The sequence below is a fragment of the Brevibacillus agri genome (assembly GCF_004117055.1).
GTDB lineage: Bacteria > Bacillota > Bacilli > Brevibacillales > Brevibacillaceae > Brevibacillus > Brevibacillus agri.
Map to the genome: position 1 here is coordinate 288,192 of NZ_CP026363.1, position 16,122 is coordinate 304,313.

13 protein-coding genes are annotated in these 16,122 nt (G+C 51.2%); 1 reads left to right on the forward strand and 12 read right to left on the reverse strand.

The features are described 5' to 3' along the window. Window positions 1–31: 31 nt before the first annotated feature. The 4 genes from rplW to rpsJ form a co-directional block, all read right to left on the reverse strand. Window positions 32–322 (reverse strand): 50S ribosomal protein L23, encoded by a 291-nt coding sequence (gene rplW, locus BA6348_RS01515; RefSeq protein WP_005828849.1) that lies wholly within the window; start codon window positions 320–322, stop codon window positions 32–34. Beyond that, the gene (gene rplD / locus BA6348_RS01520) at window positions 322–945 is read right to left on the reverse strand and encodes a 50S ribosomal protein L4 (protein WP_122952703.1); all 624 of its coding nucleotides are present in this window, start codon (window positions 943–945) and stop codon (window positions 322–324) included. Before rplD ends, rplW begins: the two co-directional genes overlap by 1 nt. A 17-nt stretch (window positions 946–962) precedes the next feature. Beyond that, the gene (rplC, locus tag BA6348_RS01525; protein ID WP_007787072.1) at window positions 963–1,592 is read right to left on the reverse strand and encodes a 50S ribosomal protein L3; all 630 of its coding nucleotides are present in this window, start codon (window positions 1,590–1,592) and stop codon (window positions 963–965) included. Window positions 1,593–1,744: 152 nt separating this feature from the next. Beyond that, a complete protein-coding gene (rpsJ, locus tag BA6348_RS01530) occupies window positions 1,745–2,053 on the reverse strand; it encodes a 30S ribosomal protein S10 (protein ID WP_005828858.1) in 309 nt (102 codons plus the stop codon). 352 nt (window positions 2,054–2,405) lie between these two features. On the opposite strand from rpsJ, the gene BA6348_RS01540 reads away from it, so the two are divergent. Then, window positions 2,406–2,804, forward strand: a complete 399-nt coding sequence (locus BA6348_RS01540) for a globin domain-containing protein (RefSeq protein WP_005828860.1) — start codon at window positions 2,406–2,408, stop codon at window positions 2,802–2,804. Between the two features lie 7 nt (window positions 2,805–2,811). On the opposite strand, the gene BA6348_RS01545 is transcribed toward BA6348_RS01540, so the two are convergent. From BA6348_RS01545 to rpoB, 8 genes are all read right to left on the reverse strand, one after another. After that, window positions 2,812–3,747 carry a DMT family transporter gene (locus BA6348_RS01545; protein WP_005828862.1) on the reverse strand — a complete coding sequence of 312 codons (936 nt, stop codon included), beginning with the start codon at window positions 3,745–3,747 and terminating at the stop codon, window positions 2,812–2,814. Between the two features lie 162 nt (window positions 3,748–3,909). Beyond that, window positions 3,910–5,100, reverse strand: a complete 1,191-nt coding sequence (gene tuf / locus BA6348_RS01550; RefSeq protein WP_005828864.1) for an elongation factor Tu — start codon at window positions 5,098–5,100, stop codon at window positions 3,910–3,912. A gap of 119 nt (window positions 5,101–5,219) precedes the next feature. Continuing rightward, window positions 5,220–7,298, reverse strand: a complete 2,079-nt coding sequence (gene fusA, locus BA6348_RS01555; RefSeq protein WP_005828865.1) for an elongation factor G — start codon at window positions 7,296–7,298, stop codon at window positions 5,220–5,222. Between the two features lie 71 nt (window positions 7,299–7,369). Next, entirely contained in the window at window positions 7,370–7,840 is a 471-nt protein-coding gene (rpsG, locus tag BA6348_RS01560; RefSeq protein ID WP_005828872.1) for a 30S ribosomal protein S7, read from the reverse strand. A 54-nt stretch (window positions 7,841–7,894) separates the two neighbouring features. Continuing rightward, window positions 7,895–8,338: a 30S ribosomal protein S12 gene (gene rpsL, locus BA6348_RS01565; protein ID WP_005828873.1), complete on the reverse strand. Its 444-nt coding sequence runs from the start codon at window positions 8,336–8,338 to the stop codon at window positions 7,895–7,897. A 120-nt stretch (window positions 8,339–8,458) separates the two neighbouring features. Further along, on the reverse strand, window positions 8,459–8,713 hold the full coding sequence (locus BA6348_RS01570; protein ID WP_005828874.1) for a 50S ribosomal protein L7ae-like protein: 255 nt from the start codon (window positions 8,711–8,713) through the stop codon (window positions 8,459–8,461). 137 nt (window positions 8,714–8,850) lie between these two features. Next, window positions 8,851–12,477 carry a DNA-directed RNA polymerase subunit beta' gene (rpoC, locus tag BA6348_RS01575; RefSeq protein ID WP_122952704.1) on the reverse strand — a complete coding sequence of 1,209 codons (3,627 nt, stop codon included), beginning with the start codon at window positions 12,475–12,477 and terminating at the stop codon, window positions 8,851–8,853. Window positions 12,478–12,506: 29 nt separating this feature from the next. Then, entirely contained in the window at window positions 12,507–16,046 is a 3,540-nt protein-coding gene (rpoB, locus tag BA6348_RS01580) for a DNA-directed RNA polymerase subunit beta (RefSeq protein WP_007787066.1), read from the reverse strand. Between the last annotated feature and the right edge of the window lie 76 nt (window positions 16,047–16,122).

Below are 16,122 nucleotides of genomic sequence, written 5' to 3' on the forward strand. Positions count from 1 at the left end.
TTAATACCCTCCTTTTCGGTAGTCGTCGAGGTTATACTCCCTCGTAGAAGGCCAGTTCTTTGCTGTCATCAGTCAGCTTCACGATTGCTTTCTTCCACTCGGATGTGTAACCGGAGTATTTTCCGTAGCGTTTTGGTTTAGCAGGGACACGGATAGTGTTAACTGCTTCTACTTTCACGCCGAACACTTTTTCAACAGCTTGCTTGATTTCGGTTTTGTTGGCTTTGAGAGGTACTTCGAAAACGTACTTCTTCTCAGCCATCATATCAGTGGTGCGCTCGGTAATGACAGGGCGCTTAAGGACGTCATGAAGGCTCTTCATTATGCGAGCACCTCCTCTACTTTCGCAACCGCGTCTTTCGTCACGATTACTTTGTCATGCGCTACCAGATCCAGAACGTTAATGCCTGCAGCATCTACAAATTTAGCACCTGGGATGTTACGGGAAGAGAGAGCTACGTTTTGATCGAACTCGGAAGTTACGATCAGAACTTTGCGATCTACTTTCAGGTTGTTCAAAACAGCGGTCATTTGCTTGGTTTTAGGAGCTGCGAAGTTCAATGCATCCAGAACCAGGAGTTCGTTGTTTTGTACTTTCGCGGACAGTGCGGATTTCAGAGCCAGACGGCGAACTTTACGGTTCAGTTTGTAACCGTATTTGCGCGGAGTTGGACCGAATACAACACCGCCACCTTTCCATTGCGGAGAGCGAATGGAACCTTGGCGTGCGCGACCTGTACCTTTTTGGCGCCATGGCTTGCGGCCACCGCCACGTACTTCAGAACGGTTCTTTACATCGTGTGTTCCTTGACGTTGGGATGCTTGTTGCATCACGATCGCATCGTACAGAACAGCGTTGTTAGGCTCAATCCCGAATACGCTATCTGCCAATTCGATTTCGCCAACTTGAGAACCAGTTTGGTTATAAAGAGCTACTTTCGGCATGTCAGTTCCTCCTTTCCTTAGTGTTTCTTGACTGCCGTCGATACCAGTACACAACTGTTTTTCGGACCAGGCACGGAGCCTTTTACGAGAATCAGGTTGCGAGCAGCATCTACTTTAATTACTTCCAGATTTTGTATGGTTACCTTGTCGCCACCCATTTGTCCTGGCAGGGTTTGACCTTTGAAAACGCGGTTTGGAGCGACAGCACCCATGGAACCAGGACCGCGATGGTAGCGCGAACCGTGAGCCATAGGACCGCGGGATTGGTTGTGACGTTTGATCGCACCTTGGAAACCTTTACCCTTGGTTACGCCAGACACGTCAACGATGTCTCCCTCGGCAAAAATGTCTACTTTCAACTCTTGACCAACCTCGTAATCAGCGAGGTTAACTCCGCGAATTTCGCGAACGAAGCGCTTAGGAGCAGTGTTAGCTTTTGCTGCATGTCCTTTTTCCGGCTTGTTAGCGCGCTGTTCTTTTTTGTCTTCGAAGCCGATTTGAATCGCTTCGTAGCCATCGTTCTCCACATCTTTCTTTTGAAGAACCACGTTAGAACCTGCTTCGATAACCGTTACAGCGATCGCTGTTCCGTTTGGACCAAAAACTTGAGTCATGCCAAGTTTTTTCCCTAAGATTCCTTTGGTCATTTGTGCCACCTCCTGTGCTTATTTCAGTAAAAAAACGTTTTTATGTTGTATCAAGTCCCCACCGATGCGCAGGGGTGCCATTTTAAGGGTTTGTTGCTTGGTATAACACGCTTATCAAGACAACGTCTGCGCGTGTATCGCTTTTTGGGACCTTACAGTTTGATCTCGATGTCTACACCGGATGGCAGATCCAGACGCATCAAAGCATCTACTGTTTGTGGTGTAGGGTTCAAGATGTCGATCAAACGTTTGTGAGTACGCATCTCGAATTGCTCGCGAGAATCTTTGTACTTGTGCACCGCACGCAGGATCGTATAAACTGCTTTCTCGGTCGGAAGCGGGATTGGGCCGGATACGTTTGCTCCGGAACGCTTCGCTGTGTCCACGATTTTCTCTGCGGATTGATCGAGGATTTTGTGATCATACGCCTTCAAACGAATACGAATCTTTTGCTTTGCCATTTTAGTCCCTCCTTTTTCGCCCATTTATTAAACAGACATTTCTCCGTGGAAATATCCTGCACCCCGGTCATGGCAAAGGGGCCGGGTGTGTCAGCAACCTCCCACATCATCGCAAGTCCATGACCAACATTCAATATTGTACTAAAAATATCTGGGCAACGCAAGTGATTTCTTGGTCTCCCGCACATTTTTTGTACACGCGAGCCTACTGAAAGACTCACCTCGTCCATATTACTGATTTCCCGGCAGAAAGGCAAGCGGGATTACCTGCCAACTTCCTCCCGTCCTATCTATAATAGAAAGAAGACGTTATACTAAGGAATGAGCTGTCTAAGCAAAGGAGGCTGTCTGTATGTCTGAATCCATTCGCACTCCGTATGAAATGATTGGCGGGGCCGATACGTTGGCTCGTCTTGTTGATGCCTTTTACGATCTGGTTGCCCGGCACCCTGATCTTGCTCCCCTTTTCCCTGAAGACTTCACGGAAGTAAAAGAACGCCAATATCAGTTTCTCACACAGTTTCTCGGCGGCCCGGCTCTCTATACAGAGCGCCACGGGCATCCGATGCTGCGCGCACGCCACATGCGCTTTCCGATCGGCCCTGTCCAAGCGGAAGCCTGGCTGGCTTGTATGAAAACCGCCATGGACAAAACCGGGCTGGAAGGCGAGCTTCGGGAACAAATTTTTGAGCGGCTGCGTTTGACTGCTTATCATATGGTGAACAAGTGGGACCAAGAAGAAAAAGCGTAGGGATATCCTACGCTTTTGTCGTTAGTTCGGGAGCTGCTTTGGATGGAACCGGGGTCGGCTTAACCAAATTGCGCGAACCGAGGTACACCCCACCTACAATCATAAACAGCGCGAGCACGTGCACGAGCTTCAGTTGCTCTCCGAGAAACAGTGCGGCGAACAGCAGGCTGGCCATTGGCATTCCGTTCAAAAATACGGCTGTTCGGCTGGCTCCCAGTTGGCGGATGCCGTAGTTCCAGCCGACCGAGCCGAGCGCGGTGGAAAGTGCGCCTGAGACGAAGATCACCAGCCACTGGAACGGCGATACCTCCAGGGAAAAATAGTACGATGCCGGCTGTTGCACGAGCGCTGCCGCCCACAAAAAGACGATCCCGAACATTTGCGACAAGGCCGTAATCAGCAGCACAGGCACTCCGCGGACAACCAGCTTGCGGATCAGCAAGCCTCCTGTTACATACATGAGCATGGAGAAAAACATGATGGCGTCGCCCCAGCCGTTCATATGAAAACCTCCGTGCTGGGAAATGACCACAATCAGCACTCCCGCAAAGCCTACGCCAATACCGAGCCCTTTTTGCCACGACATGGCTTCGCCGAGAAAGATCATCGCCAGCAAAGCTGTCGCCAAAGGATTCAACCCCAAAATCAGCGAAGCGTTGCCTGCCGTTGTCGTCTGGACGCCTGCCGCCAGAGTGATCTGGTGCAGCGCAATCGAGCTGGCTCCCACACCCGCGATCAGCAGCCAGTCGCCTTTTTTCAAACGCAGATTCGTTTTGTATTTATAAATAATAGGTGCCAGGCATACTCCCGCTACCGTCATCCGAATCGCAGCAACGTAGAGCGGCGGAAACGTGGCGAGGTATTTCACCATTACCACGTTCAAGCCCCAAAGCGTGACAACGCCGATCAGCATGAAAAACAACAACTTCTCCTTGTTTTGCATTTCTCTATCCCCCATCCACTGATCGTATTGTAGCACACGGCCAGTCGCCGGCTTATTGAATCATTTTGATGGGAACGATGCAGAAAATTGATGAGACCCTGTCATACAAAAAGAAAAACCCGACAACAAATGCTGTCGGGTTTTTGTACGTATCAGTAAATCTTACGCGTCGATAGAAGCTACAACGCCAGCGCCTACTGTACGGCCACCTTCGCGGATCGCGAAGCGAGTACCTTGTTCCATCGCTACTGGAGCGATCAGTTCAACGGTGAACTCAGTGTTGTCGCCAGGCATAATCATTTCAACGCCTTCTGGCAGTTGGATGATACCTGTTACGTCAGTTGTACGGAAGTAGAATTGTGGACGGTAGTTAGCAAAGAAAGGAGTGTGACGTCCGCCCTCTTCTTTGGACAGAACGTAAACTTCTGCTTTGAACTTGGTGTAAGGCTTAACGGAACCTGGTTTCGCCAAGCATTGTCCACGCTCGATGTCTTTACGCTCAACACCGCGCAGCAGGGCACCGATGTTGTCACCAGCTTGAGCTTGATCCAGCAATTTGCGGAACATCTCAACACCAGTTACAGTTGTGGAGCGAGTTTCTTCAGCCAGACCAACGATTTCTACTTGGTCACCAACTTTAACGATACCGCGTTCTACACGGCCAGTAGCAACTGTACCACGACCAGTGATTGTGAACACGTCCTCAACTGGCATCAGGAAAGGCTTGTCAGTTGCGCGCTCAGGAGTTGGGATGTAGTTGTCAACAGCGTCCATCAGTTCAACAACTTTTTGAGCCCATTCGCCAGTTGGGTTGTCGAGAGCTTCTTTAGCGGAACCTTTGATTACTGGGATATCGTCGCCTGGGAACTCGTATTGGGAGAGCAGGTCACGGATTTCCATTTCAACCAGTTCGAGCAACTCTTCATCGTCTACCATGTCGCATTTGTTCATGAATACTACGATGTAAGGTACGCCTACTTGGCGGGACAGCAGGATGTGTTCGCGAGTTTGTGGCATTGGGCCGTCAGCCGCGGATACAACCAGGATAGCGCCGTCCATTTGAGCAGCACCGGTAATCATGTTTTTCACGTAGTCAGCGTGACCAGGGCAGTCAACGTGAGCATAGTGACGGTTTTCAGTTTCGTACTCAACGTGAGCGGTGTTGATGGTGATACCGCGCTCTTTTTCTTCTGGAGCAGCATCGATGCTGTCATAAGCCATAGCTTTTGCTTTACCTTGTTGCGCCAATACAGTAGTGATCGCAGCAGTCAGGGTAGTTTTACCGTGGTCAACGTGACCGATGGTACCGATGTTAACGTGTGGTTTATTACGCTCAAATTTTTCTTTTGCCATGAGAGCTAAAGCCTCCTTAAATGATAAGGGTTTTATAGGTAAGAAAGGTTTACCCTATCAAGGGTTGTACCTTAAACATTGTAAACCTTTCCTGATTCAAGATAAAGCGGAACCGTAAATTATTCGCCTTTCGATTTCTTAATGATCTCTTCAGCGATGAATTTAGGTACTTCTTCGTAGTGGTCGATCACCATGGAGTAAACGCCACGGCCTTGGGTACGGGAACGAAGAACTGTGGAGTAACCGAACATCTCGGACAGTGGTACCATCGCACGGATTACTTGTGCATTCGCACGAGCTTCCATACCTTCGATACGACCGCGGCGGGAGTTCAGGTCGCCCATTACGTCGCCCATGTACTCTTCCGGCATTGTAACTTCTACTTTCATGATTGGCTCGAGCAATACAGCGCCACATTTTTTCGCAGCTTCTTTCAGAGCGAGAGAACCTGCTACTTTAAACGCCATCTCGGAGGAGTCGACATCATGGTAGCTACCGTCTACGATCGTAGCTTTGATGTCAACCAGCGGGAAGCCGGCGAGAACACCATTTTTCATCGCTTCTTCGATACCCGCTTGTACAGCAGGGATGTATTCGCGCGGTACCACACCACCGACGATTTTGTTTTCGAATTGGAAGCCTTGTCCTGGTTCGAGTGGTTCGAACTCCACCCAAACGTGACCGTATTGACCACGACCACCGGACTGACGAACGAATTTACCTTCCACTTTCGCAGCTTTACGGAATGTTTCACGGTAAGCTACTTGTGGAGCACCTACGTTCGACTCGACTTTAAATTCGCGTTTCAGACGGTCAACGATGATCTCCAGGTGAAGCTCACCCATACCGGAGATGATTGTTTGACCAGTCTCTTCGTCTGTGCGGGTTCTGAACGTTGGATCCTCTTCAGCCAGTTTGGACAGGCCGATACCCATCTTGTCTTGGTCTGCTTTGGATTTTGGTTCGATCGCAACAGAGATAACTGGCTCTGGGAATTCCATAGACTCGAGGATTACAGGAGCCTTTTCATCACACAGAGTATCACCAGTTGTCGTATCTTTCAAACCTACAGCCGCAGCGATGTCACCGGAGTAAACCGTTTGGATCTCTTCGCGGTGGTTTGCGTGCATTTGCAGGATACGACCTACACGTTCGCGTTTACCTTTTGTGGAGTTCAGAACGTAAGAACCGGAGTTCAGTACGCCGGAGTAAACGCGGAAGAAGGTCAGACGGCCTACGTACGGGTCAGTCATGATCTTGAAGGCAAGAGCAGAGAACGGACCGTTGTCGTCTGCAGGACGTTCAACTTCATCTTCAGTGTCAGGCAAAGTACCTTTGATTGCAGGGATGTCTACTGGAGATGGCAGATAACGAACAACGTTGTCCAGCATAGGCTGAACACCTTTGTTACGGTAGGAAGATCCGCACATTACAGGAGTCAGTTTGCACTCAATGGTACCTTTGCGCAGAGCCGCACGGATTTCGTCGTTGGTCAGCTCTTCGCCTTCCAAGTACTTCATCATCAGCTCTTCGTCTTGTTCCGCAGCCGCTTCAACCAGTGCCAGACGCAGCTCTTCGCACTTGTCTTTCAGCTCAGCAGGGATTTCGGTAGCATCGGAAGTTTTGCCCAGGTCATCGGTATAGATGATTGCCTTCATTTCGATCAGGTCAACCATACCTTTGAATTGGTCTTCTGCTCCGATTGGATATTGAACTGCTACTGGATTTGCACCCAGACGAGTTTTGATCTGCTCCAAGCACATATCAAAGTTAGCGCCCAAGATATCCATTTTGTTGATGTAGCACATACGCGGTACGCCGTAGCGGTCAGCTTGGCGCCATACGGTTTCGGTTTGCGGCTCAACGCCACCTTTTGCGTCAAAAACGGTTACAGCACCGTCAAGAACGCGCAGGGAGCGCTCAACTTCTACAGTGAAGTCTACGTGGCCTGGCGTGTCGATGATGTTAATACGATGGCCATTCCATTGAGCGGTAGTAGCAGCCGAAGTGATGGTGATACCGCGCTCTTGCTCTTGTTCCATCCAGTCCATGGTTGCTGCACCTTCGTGCACCTCACCAATCTTGTGAACGCGACCGGTGTAGAACAGAATACGCTCAGTCGTTGTCGTCTTACCAGCATCGATGTGAGCCATGATACCGATATTACGCGTATTCGGCAAAGAGAACTCGCGAGCCATTCAGGTATGCTCCTTCCATACTCGAGTTTTTGAATAAACGGGTATCCAAAACGGACACCCGATTCAATTTCCTACCAGCGATAGTGAGCAAACGCTTTGTTCGCTTCAGCCATCTTGTGCGTGTCTTCACGCTTTTTAACTGCTGCACCGGTGTTGTTAGCTGCGTCCATGATCTCGTTAGCCAGACGTTGTTCCATGGTTTTCTCTCCACGGCTACGGGAGTAGTTAACCAGCCAACGCAAACCAAGAGTAGTACGGCGCTCCGGTTTTACTTCGATTGGTACTTGGTAGTTAGCACCACCTACACGGCGAGCTTTAACTTCCAGTACAGGCATTACGTTTTTCAGTGCTTCTTCAAACACTTCCATCGGGTTGCGACCAGTGCGCTCCTGAATGATGGTGAATGCGTTGTAGAGAATATTTTGCGCTACACCGCGTTTGCCATCCAACATCAGGCGGTTAATCAAACGAGTAACCAGCTTGCTGTTGTAAATAGGATCAGGCAACACGTCACGACGGGTTACAGGACCTTTACGAGGCATCGTATTCCCTCCTTCTTTTCGGTATAAATTCACGCCACTTCACAGGCGTTTTTCTTATTTCTTTTTCGCTGCTGCAGCCGCTTGACCTGGTTTTGGACGTTTTGTACCGTATTTGGAACGACCTTGTTTACGGTTGTTAACGCCTGCAGTGTCAAGTGCACCACGAACGATATGGTAGCGTACCCCTGGCAAGTCTTTTACACGACCGCCGCGCACCAGCACGACGCTATGCTCTTGCAGGTTGTGGCCAATACCACCGATGTAAGCTGTTACCTCGATTCCGTTAGTCAAACGCACACGAGCGTATTTACGCAACGCGGAGTTCGGTTTTTTCGGAGTCATGGTACCTACACGAGTGCAAACACCACGTTTTTGAGGAGAGCTTTGGTTGGTTTGGCTTTTCTTGAAGCTGTTGTACCCTTTTTGCAGAGCTGGGGACTTCGACTTCACAACCTTGTCCTCGCGACCTTTACGCACCAATTGGTTAATTGTAGGCATGATGTTACCTCCCTTCTTAATACCCAATCTTCAAGACCACAGATCCAGGTGAGTCATTTTTAGGCCAAATAGAAAGTTCTTGTCCACCTTTTACGCACTGCGTAACAGACAAAAACATCGTTAACCACTTTTCTTAATCGCAGCGGTAGCCGCTCCCACTTCAATTCCGCACGCTTTGCCTAACCGGCGCATGGAATCTACATGAATGACTGGAACACCCTTCTCTTTGCAAAGGAGCTCGACTTTTTGGGTCAAACGTCTGTCAGCATCAGCCGCGATGTAAACTGCTTCAACCTGGAGGTTTTCCACGGCTTTCATCGTTTGCTTGATACCGATCGTCAACTCCTTGGCCCGCTCTACTTTTTCATAAGACATGATTCTCATATCCTCCAAAGTACAGATGTCAGGCACACTTGAATATAATATCAGGTGGGTCAGTTGTTGTCAACGCCCAGCTCATATTTTTATTCAGGAAGGCGCCCACCAAATTTTGACGGGCGCCACTCCTGTTATTACTCGACAGAAACTGCTTCCTGCTCTGCTTTCAGAGCTTCCTGTTCTGCTTCGTAATCAACCTGACTAGCTACTTTTACATTGCGATAACGGGACATACCGGTACCTGCCGGAACGAGTTTCCCGATAATCACGTTTTCTTTCAGGCCGAGCAGGCGATCCACTTTTCCTTTGATCGCTGCATCGGTAAGAACGCGAGTCGTCTCCTGGAACGAAGCTGCCGACAGGAAGGAGTCGGTTTCCAGGGATGCTTTTGTAATCCCCAAAAGAACCGGACGGCCTACTGCCGGGTTTTTGCCTTCGAGGAGAACTTTTGCGTTCGCTTGCTCAAACTCCGGAACTTCCACATAGGAGCCTGGCAGGAGGTCTGTGTCTCCGCTGTCGATGACGCGCAGCTTGCGGAGCATCTGACGGATCATAACCTCAACGTGCTTGTCGTTAATTTCTACACCCTGCATGCGGTAAACTTTTTGTACCTCTTGCAAAATGTAGTTGGAAACGCCGCGCATGCCGCGAACTTTGAGCATTTCTTTCGGGTCTACGGAACCTTCCGTGAGCTCGTCACCGGCACTCAACTTGGTACCGACAGATACCTTGATGCGCGCACCGTACGGAGCTGCGTACACTTTGCTTTCCGCTTCGCCGCGAACTTCGATCTCACGACGGTCTTTGCCTTCACGAATGTCGACGACTTCCCCGTCGATTTCGGAAATAACGGCCTGACCTTTTGGATTGCGCGCTTCAAACAGCTCTTGAATACGCGGCAAACCTTGGGTAATGTCGTCTCCGGCAACCCCACCGGTATGGAAGGTACGCATGGTCAGCTGGGTACCAGGCTCACCAATGGACTGAGCGGCGATAATACCGACCGCTTCTCCCACTTCCACCTCGGCTCCGGTTGCCAGGTTGCGTCCGTAGCACAGTTTGCAGACACCATGGCTGGTGCGGCAAGCGAGTACGTTGCGGATGTAGACACTTGTGATGCCCACTTTTTCGATATACTCGGCAACTTCTTCAGTAATTTCCTCGTTGCGGCCGACGATGACTTCGTTTGTTTCCGGATGGCGCAATGTCTCAAAGCATGTACGTCCAACCAGACGGTCAGACAGCTTCTCGATTTCTTCCCGGCCATCCTTGATCGCTGTAACACGGATCCCTTTATCCGTACCGCAATCTTTTTCGCGGACGATCACGTCTTGAGCAACGTCTACGAGACGACGGGTCAAGTAACCCGAGTCCGCAGTACGCAGCGCCGTATCGGCGAGACCTTTCCGCGCACCGTGCGTGGAGATAAAGTACTCCAATACGGTCAGACCTTCACGGAAGTTGGATTTGATCGGCAACTCGATGATTCGGCCGGACGGGTTCGCCATCAGACCGCGCATACCAGCGAGCTGTGTGATCTGGGACACGTTACCGCGGGCACCGGAGTTCGCCATCATGAAGATCGCATTGAATTTGTCCATGGACTTCATGAGTACGTCGGTTACTTCGTCCTTGGCTTTGGACCAGATCGAGATGACACGGTCGTAACGCTCGTCTTCGGTAATCAGACCGCGACGGAACTGCGTCATGACGGTTGCAACCTTTTTATCCGCTTCTTCCAGAATGTCTTTCTTCTTCTCTGGTACGGCAATGTCCGCTACCGCGATGGTAATACCGGCTTTTGTCGAGTACGTGAAGCCCAGTTCCTTGATCTTGTCGAGGATCATGGACGTTTTCATCGTACCGAAGCGACGGAAGCACTCGGAAATGATCGTTCCCAAGAAGCCTTTTTTCACCGCGCCCGGATCAGGCAGGTTCTTGATGAACTCGGTAACGTTGACGCCTTTATCGAAAATAAAGTATTCGTCAGGAACCATGTTTTGCAGGTTCGCTTTGGTTGGTACGTTGATGTACGGCAGCTCTGGCGGGAAGATTTCGTTGAAGATCACTTTCCCGACCGTTGTTACGATGAGCGCGTTCTGCTGGCGCTCGGTAAAGCTGGTTTTGTTCAGGCGCTTCGCTGGCAGAGCGATGCGCGTATGCAGGCTGATAAAGCCTTGCTGGTAAGCGGCAATCGCATCGTGAGGATCGCGATAAATCGTACCCTCGCCTTTGTCGCCTTCACGTTCGAGCGTCAGGTAGTAAGAACCAAGCACCATGTCCTGGGATGGCGTTACTACTGGTTTACCGTCTTTCGGGTTCAAGATGTTTTGCGCTGCCAGCATGAGAATACGGGCTTCCGCCTGCGCCTCTGCAGACAGCGGAACGTGAACCGCCATCTGGTCACCGTCGAAGTCCGCGTTGTACGCTGTACAAACGAGCGGATGCAGACGGATCGCGCGGCCTTCAACCAGTACCGGTTCGAAAGCCTGGATACCCAGACGGTGCAAGGTGGGGGCACGGTTCAGAAGCACTGGATGCTCGCGAATGACGTCTTCAAGAACGTCCCATACTTCAGGCTGAACGCGCTCTACCTTGCGCTTGGCGCTCTTGATGTTGTGAGCGAGTCCTTTGGACACCAGCTCTTTCATCACGAACGGTTTAAAAAGTTCCAGCGCCATTTCTTTTGGCAGACCGCACTGGTACATCTTCAGGTTAGGACCTACAACGATAACGGAACGACCGGAGTAGTCAACACGCTTACCGAGCAGGTTTTGGCGGAAACGTCCTTGTTTCCCTTTCAGCATGTGGCTGAGAGACTTCAGCGGACGGTTACCTGGTCCAGTCACCGGACGACCGCGGCGGCCGTTGTCGATGAGCGCGTCTACCGCTTCCTGCAGCATCCGTTTTTCGTTTTGTACGATAATGTCAGGAGCACCCAGCTCAAGCAGGCGCTTCAGACGGTTATTCCGGTTGATTACGCGACGGTACAGATCGTTCAGGTCGGAAGTGGCAAAACGTCCACCATCCAACTGAACCATCGGACGAAGCTCTGGCGGGATTACCGGCAAAACGTCCAGAACCATCCAATCCGGGTGGTTGCCGGAGTTGCGGAATGCCTCCAGCACTTCCAGGCGCTTGATCGCGCGGTTGCGACGTTGGCCTTGTGCTGTTTTCAGGTCTTCCTTCAGCATTTCCACGTCTTTGTCCAGATCGATTTCCGCGAGCAGGCGCTTGATCGCCTCCGCCCCCATCATCGCTTGGAAAGAGTGGCCGTATTTCTCCCGATAGTTGCGGTACTCCTTTTCCGAGAGCAACTGCTTTTTATCGAGTGGTGTGTCACCTGGATCGGTTACTACATAAGAAGCGAAGTAGATAACTTCTTCCAGGGAACGCGGGGACATGTCGAGCACCAAGCCCATGCGACTTGGAATCCCTTTGAAATACCAGATGTGAGAAACTGGGGCAGCCAGCTCAATATGCCCCATGCGCTCACGCCGTACTTTGGCGCGGGTCACTTCCACGCCGCAACGGTCGCACACTACACCTTTATAACGTACACGCTTGTACTTACCGCAATGGCACTCCCAGTCTTTGGTCGGTCCAAAGATGCGTTCGCAGAACAAGCCGTCTTTTTCCGGTTTCAGTGTGCGGTAGTTGATCGTCTCTGGCTTTTTCACTTCCCCGAAAGACCACGAACGGATCTTATCGGGGGAAGCCAAGCCGATCTTCATATATTCGAAGTTGTTCACGTCTATCACAGGGCGTTACCTCCCTTTGTACCGGAATCTTACTCGTCGTTCAAGCTTCCACCTTCGAGAACGAGGTTCAGTTTTTCACCGTTGCCTTCATCCTCGTCTTCCATTTCCCGCATTTCAATCTCCTGCTCGTCACCGGACAGGATCTTCACGTCCATACCCAAGCTTTGCAGTTCCTTGATAAGAACCTTGAACGATTCAGGAACACCTGGCTCTGGTACGTTTTCACCTTTGACAATCGCTTCGTACGTCTTCACGCGGCCCACGACGTCATCCGACTTGACGGTGAGAATTTCCTGCAAGGTGTAGGCTGCACCGTAAGCTTCCAATGCCCAAACCTCCATCTCCCCGAAACGCTGTCCGCCGAATTGGGCTTTACCACCCAACGGCTGCTGGGTAACGAGAGAGTATGGACCAGTAGAACGAGCGTGGATTTTGTCATCCACCAAGTGAGCCAGTTTCAGCATGTATACGCATCCGACCGTTACCCGACGATCGAACGGTTCACCTGTACGTCCATCGTACAAGATGGTTTTTCCATCGCGGTCGAGGCCAGCCTCTTCCAGCGTCTCGAATACTTCCGCCTGACGGGCACCGTCGAATACAGGTGTCGCCACGTGGATGCCGAGAAGCTTCGCCGCCATACCCAGGTGCGTCTCCAATACCTGACCGATGTTCATACGCGAAGGTACGCCCAGCGGGTTCAGGACGATTTCAACCGGAGAGCCGTCTGGGAGGAATGGCATATCCTCTTCTGGCATGATCCGCGCGATAACCCCTTTGTTACCATGTCGTCCGGCCATTTTGTCACCCACGGAAATTTTCCGTTTTTGGGCGATATAGACACGTACCAGTTGGTTTACGCCTGGAGGCAGCTCGTCGCCGTTCTCACGCGTAAATACTTTTACGTCTACAACAATACCGGAACCACCGTGCGGCACGCGCAGGGATGTATCGCGAACTTCACGAGCTTTTTCCCCGAAGATAGCGTGCAGGAGGCGTTCTTCCGCAGTCAGCTCGGTAACCCCTTTAGGCGTTACTTTACCAACGAGGATATCGCCGTCCTGGATCTCCGCACCGACGCGGATAATACCGCGCTCATCCAGGTTTTTCAGAGCGTCTTCCCCGACGTTTGGAATATCGCGGGTGATTTCCTCTGGACCCAGTTTGGTGTCGCGAGCTTCGGACTCGTATTCTTCAATATGGATCGACGTGTAAACGTCATCCTTCACAAGCTTCTCGCTAAGGAGAATCGCATCCTCGTAGTTGTAACCTTCCCACGTCATAAACGCGACGATTACGTTACGTCCCAGTGCCAATTCACCTTTTTCGGTGGATGGACCGTCACCAATGATATCGCCTTTTTCAATCCAGTCTCCGCGTCTTACGATCGGGCGCTGGTTGATGCAAGTACCTTGGTTGGAACGGATGAACTTGTGCAATTTGTATTTGTCGATGTCTCCGGCTACTTTCTTGCCGTCGATTTCTTTGTAGCGGCGAACCCAGATTTCGCGAGCCGTTACGCGCTCAACCTGGCCCGGATGCTTCGCGACGATCGCCACACCGGAGTCTTGCGCTGCTTTGTGTTCCATACCAGTACCGACGAACGGCGCTTGTGGAATCAAAAGCGGAACGGCCTGCCGCTGCATGTTGGAACCCATCAGCGCGCGGTTCGCGTCATCGTTCTCCAGGAACGGAATGAGCGCGGTCGCCACGGATACAACCTGCTTCGGCGATACGTCCATGAAGTCTACCTTGTCGCGCGGCACGCTCAGGATCTCGCCTTTACGACGGCAGATAACCATGTCGTTGACAAAGCGGCCATCCTCATCGAGAGGCTGGTTCGCCTGCGCCACGTTGAACACGTCTTCTTCATCCGCAGTCAGATAAACGATGTCGTTCAGAACAAAGCCTGTTTCCGGGTCTACCTTGCGGCGCGGTGTCTCGATAAAGCCGTAGTCGTTGATGCGCGCAAAGGACGACAGCGAGTTAATCAACCCGATATTCGGACCCTCCGGCGTCTCAATTGGACACATACGGCCATAGTGAGAGTGGTGAACGTCGCGCACTTCGAAGCCTGCGCGCTCACGCGTCAAACCACCCGGTCCGAGAGCGGACAGACGGCGTTTGTGCGTCAGTTCGGCCAACGGGTTCGTTTGATCCATGAACTGGGAAAGCTGCGAGCTTCCGAAGAACTCCTTCAGCGATGCGATCACTGGACGGATGTTAATCAGAGCCTGCGGCGTAATCTGGTTCTGATCCTGGATGGACATGCGCTCGCGCACCACGCGCTCCATACGGGACAAACCGATACGGAACTGGTTTTGCAAAAGCTCACCCACGGAACGCAGACGACGGTTGCCCAAGTGGTCAATATCGTCCGTGGAACCGACACCGTGCAGCAGGTTCATGAAGTAGTTGATCGCCGCTACGATGTCCGCCGGCGTAATATGCTTGACAGATTTATCTACGTTCCCGTTTCCGATCACCTTGATGATCTTGCCATCTTCAATCGGAGAGAAAATATTGATGGATTGCAGACGAATCGTATCCTCTTCCAAAACGCCGCCATGCGTGCGAACGTCCAGATAGCCGACGTTGCCTTCAAGCGCTGGCAGGATGCGATCCAGTAGACGACGGTCAATCATTTGACCCGCTTCGGCGAAAATTTCACCTGTGGTGGTATCGACCAATGTCTCAGCCAGGCGCTGGTTGTACAGACGGTTTTTCAGATGAAGCTTTTTGTTCATTTTGTAACGACCTACAGATGCCAGGTCATAGCGCTTTGGATCGAAGAAGCGAGAGATCAAGAGGCTCTTCGCGTTTTCGACTGTTGGCGGCTCGCCCGGACGCAGACGCTCGTAAATTTCGATGAGCGCTTTTTCCGTAGAGTCGGTGTTGTCTTTTTCCAGCGTGTTCTTGATGTACTCATCTTCACCCAGCAAGTTGAGAATCTCAATGTCGGAACCAAAGCCGAGTGCACGCAAAAGAACCGTTACCGGGATTTTTCGCGTACGGTCGATGCGGACATAAATTACGTCTTTCGCATCGGTCTCCAGCTCCAGCCACGCACCCCGGTTCGGGATTACCGTAGCTGTAAACGTCTGCTTGCCGTTTTTGTCCACTTTGGTGTTGTAATATACACTGGGGGAACGAACAAGCTGGCTGACGATTACGCGCTCAGCACCATTAATAATGAAGGTTCCCGTTTCGGTCATGAGCGGGAAATCCCCCATGAAGACTTCTTGTTCCTTCACTTCTCCCGTCTCTTTGTTCAACAAACGTACCTTCACACGCAGAGGCGCCGCATAGGTGACGTCACGTTCTTTCGACTCGTCAACATCGTACTTCGGCTCTCCCAAACTGTAGTCGATAAACTCCAGCACGAGATTGCCAGTGAAGTCCTGGATTGGCGAAATGTCTTGGAACATCTCACGGAGCCCCTCATCAAGGAACCATTGGTAGGACTTTTGCTGAATCTCGATGAGATTTGGAAGGCCCAGCACTTCGTTAATACGTGAATACGTACGACGCTGGCGGTGTCGGCCACTTTGAATCACTTTACCTGCCAACTTATTCACCCCTCAGGTTGTGTTTTCACACATAGAAACTTGGCATTCGGCAATCTTGCAATCGCGAGCGAACACC

Coding starts and splice junctions, on each gene's coding strand:
- rpsG (WP_005828872.1), bottom strand. CDS start 7,840: ATGCCTCGTAAAGGTCCTGTAACCCGTCGTGACGTGTTGCCTGATCCT.
- fusA (WP_005828865.1), bottom strand. CDS start 7,298: ATGGCTCGCGAGTTCTCTTTGCCGAATACGCGTAATATCGGTATCATG.
- rplD (WP_122952703.1), bottom strand. CDS start 945: ATGCCGAAAGTAGCTCTTTATAACCAAACTGGTTCTCAAGTTGGCGAA.
- rplC (WP_007787072.1), bottom strand. CDS start 1,592: ATGACCAAAGGAATCTTAGGGAAAAAACTTGGCATGACTCAAGTTTTT.
- rplW (WP_005828849.1), bottom strand. CDS start 322: ATGAAGAGCCTTCATGACGTCCTTAAGCGCCCTGTCATTACCGAGCGC.
- rpsL (WP_005828873.1), bottom strand. CDS start 8,338: ATGCCTACAATTAACCAATTGGTGCGTAAAGGTCGCGAGGACAAGGTT.
- BA6348_RS01570 (WP_005828874.1), bottom strand. CDS start 8,713: ATGTCTTATGAAAAAGTAGAGCGGGCCAAGGAGTTGACGATCGGTATC.
- BA6348_RS01545 (WP_005828862.1), bottom strand. CDS start 3,747: ATGCAAAACAAGGAGAAGTTGTTGTTTTTCATGCTGATCGGCGTTGTC.
- rpsJ (WP_005828858.1), bottom strand. CDS start 2,053: ATGGCAAAGCAAAAGATTCGTATTCGTTTGAAGGCGTATGATCACAAA.
- tuf (WP_005828864.1), bottom strand. CDS start 5,100: ATGGCAAAAGAAAAATTTGAGCGTAATAAACCACACGTTAACATCGGT.
- BA6348_RS01540 (WP_005828860.1), top strand. CDS start 2,406: ATGTCTGAATCCATTCGCACTCCGTATGAAATGATTGGCGGGGCCGAT.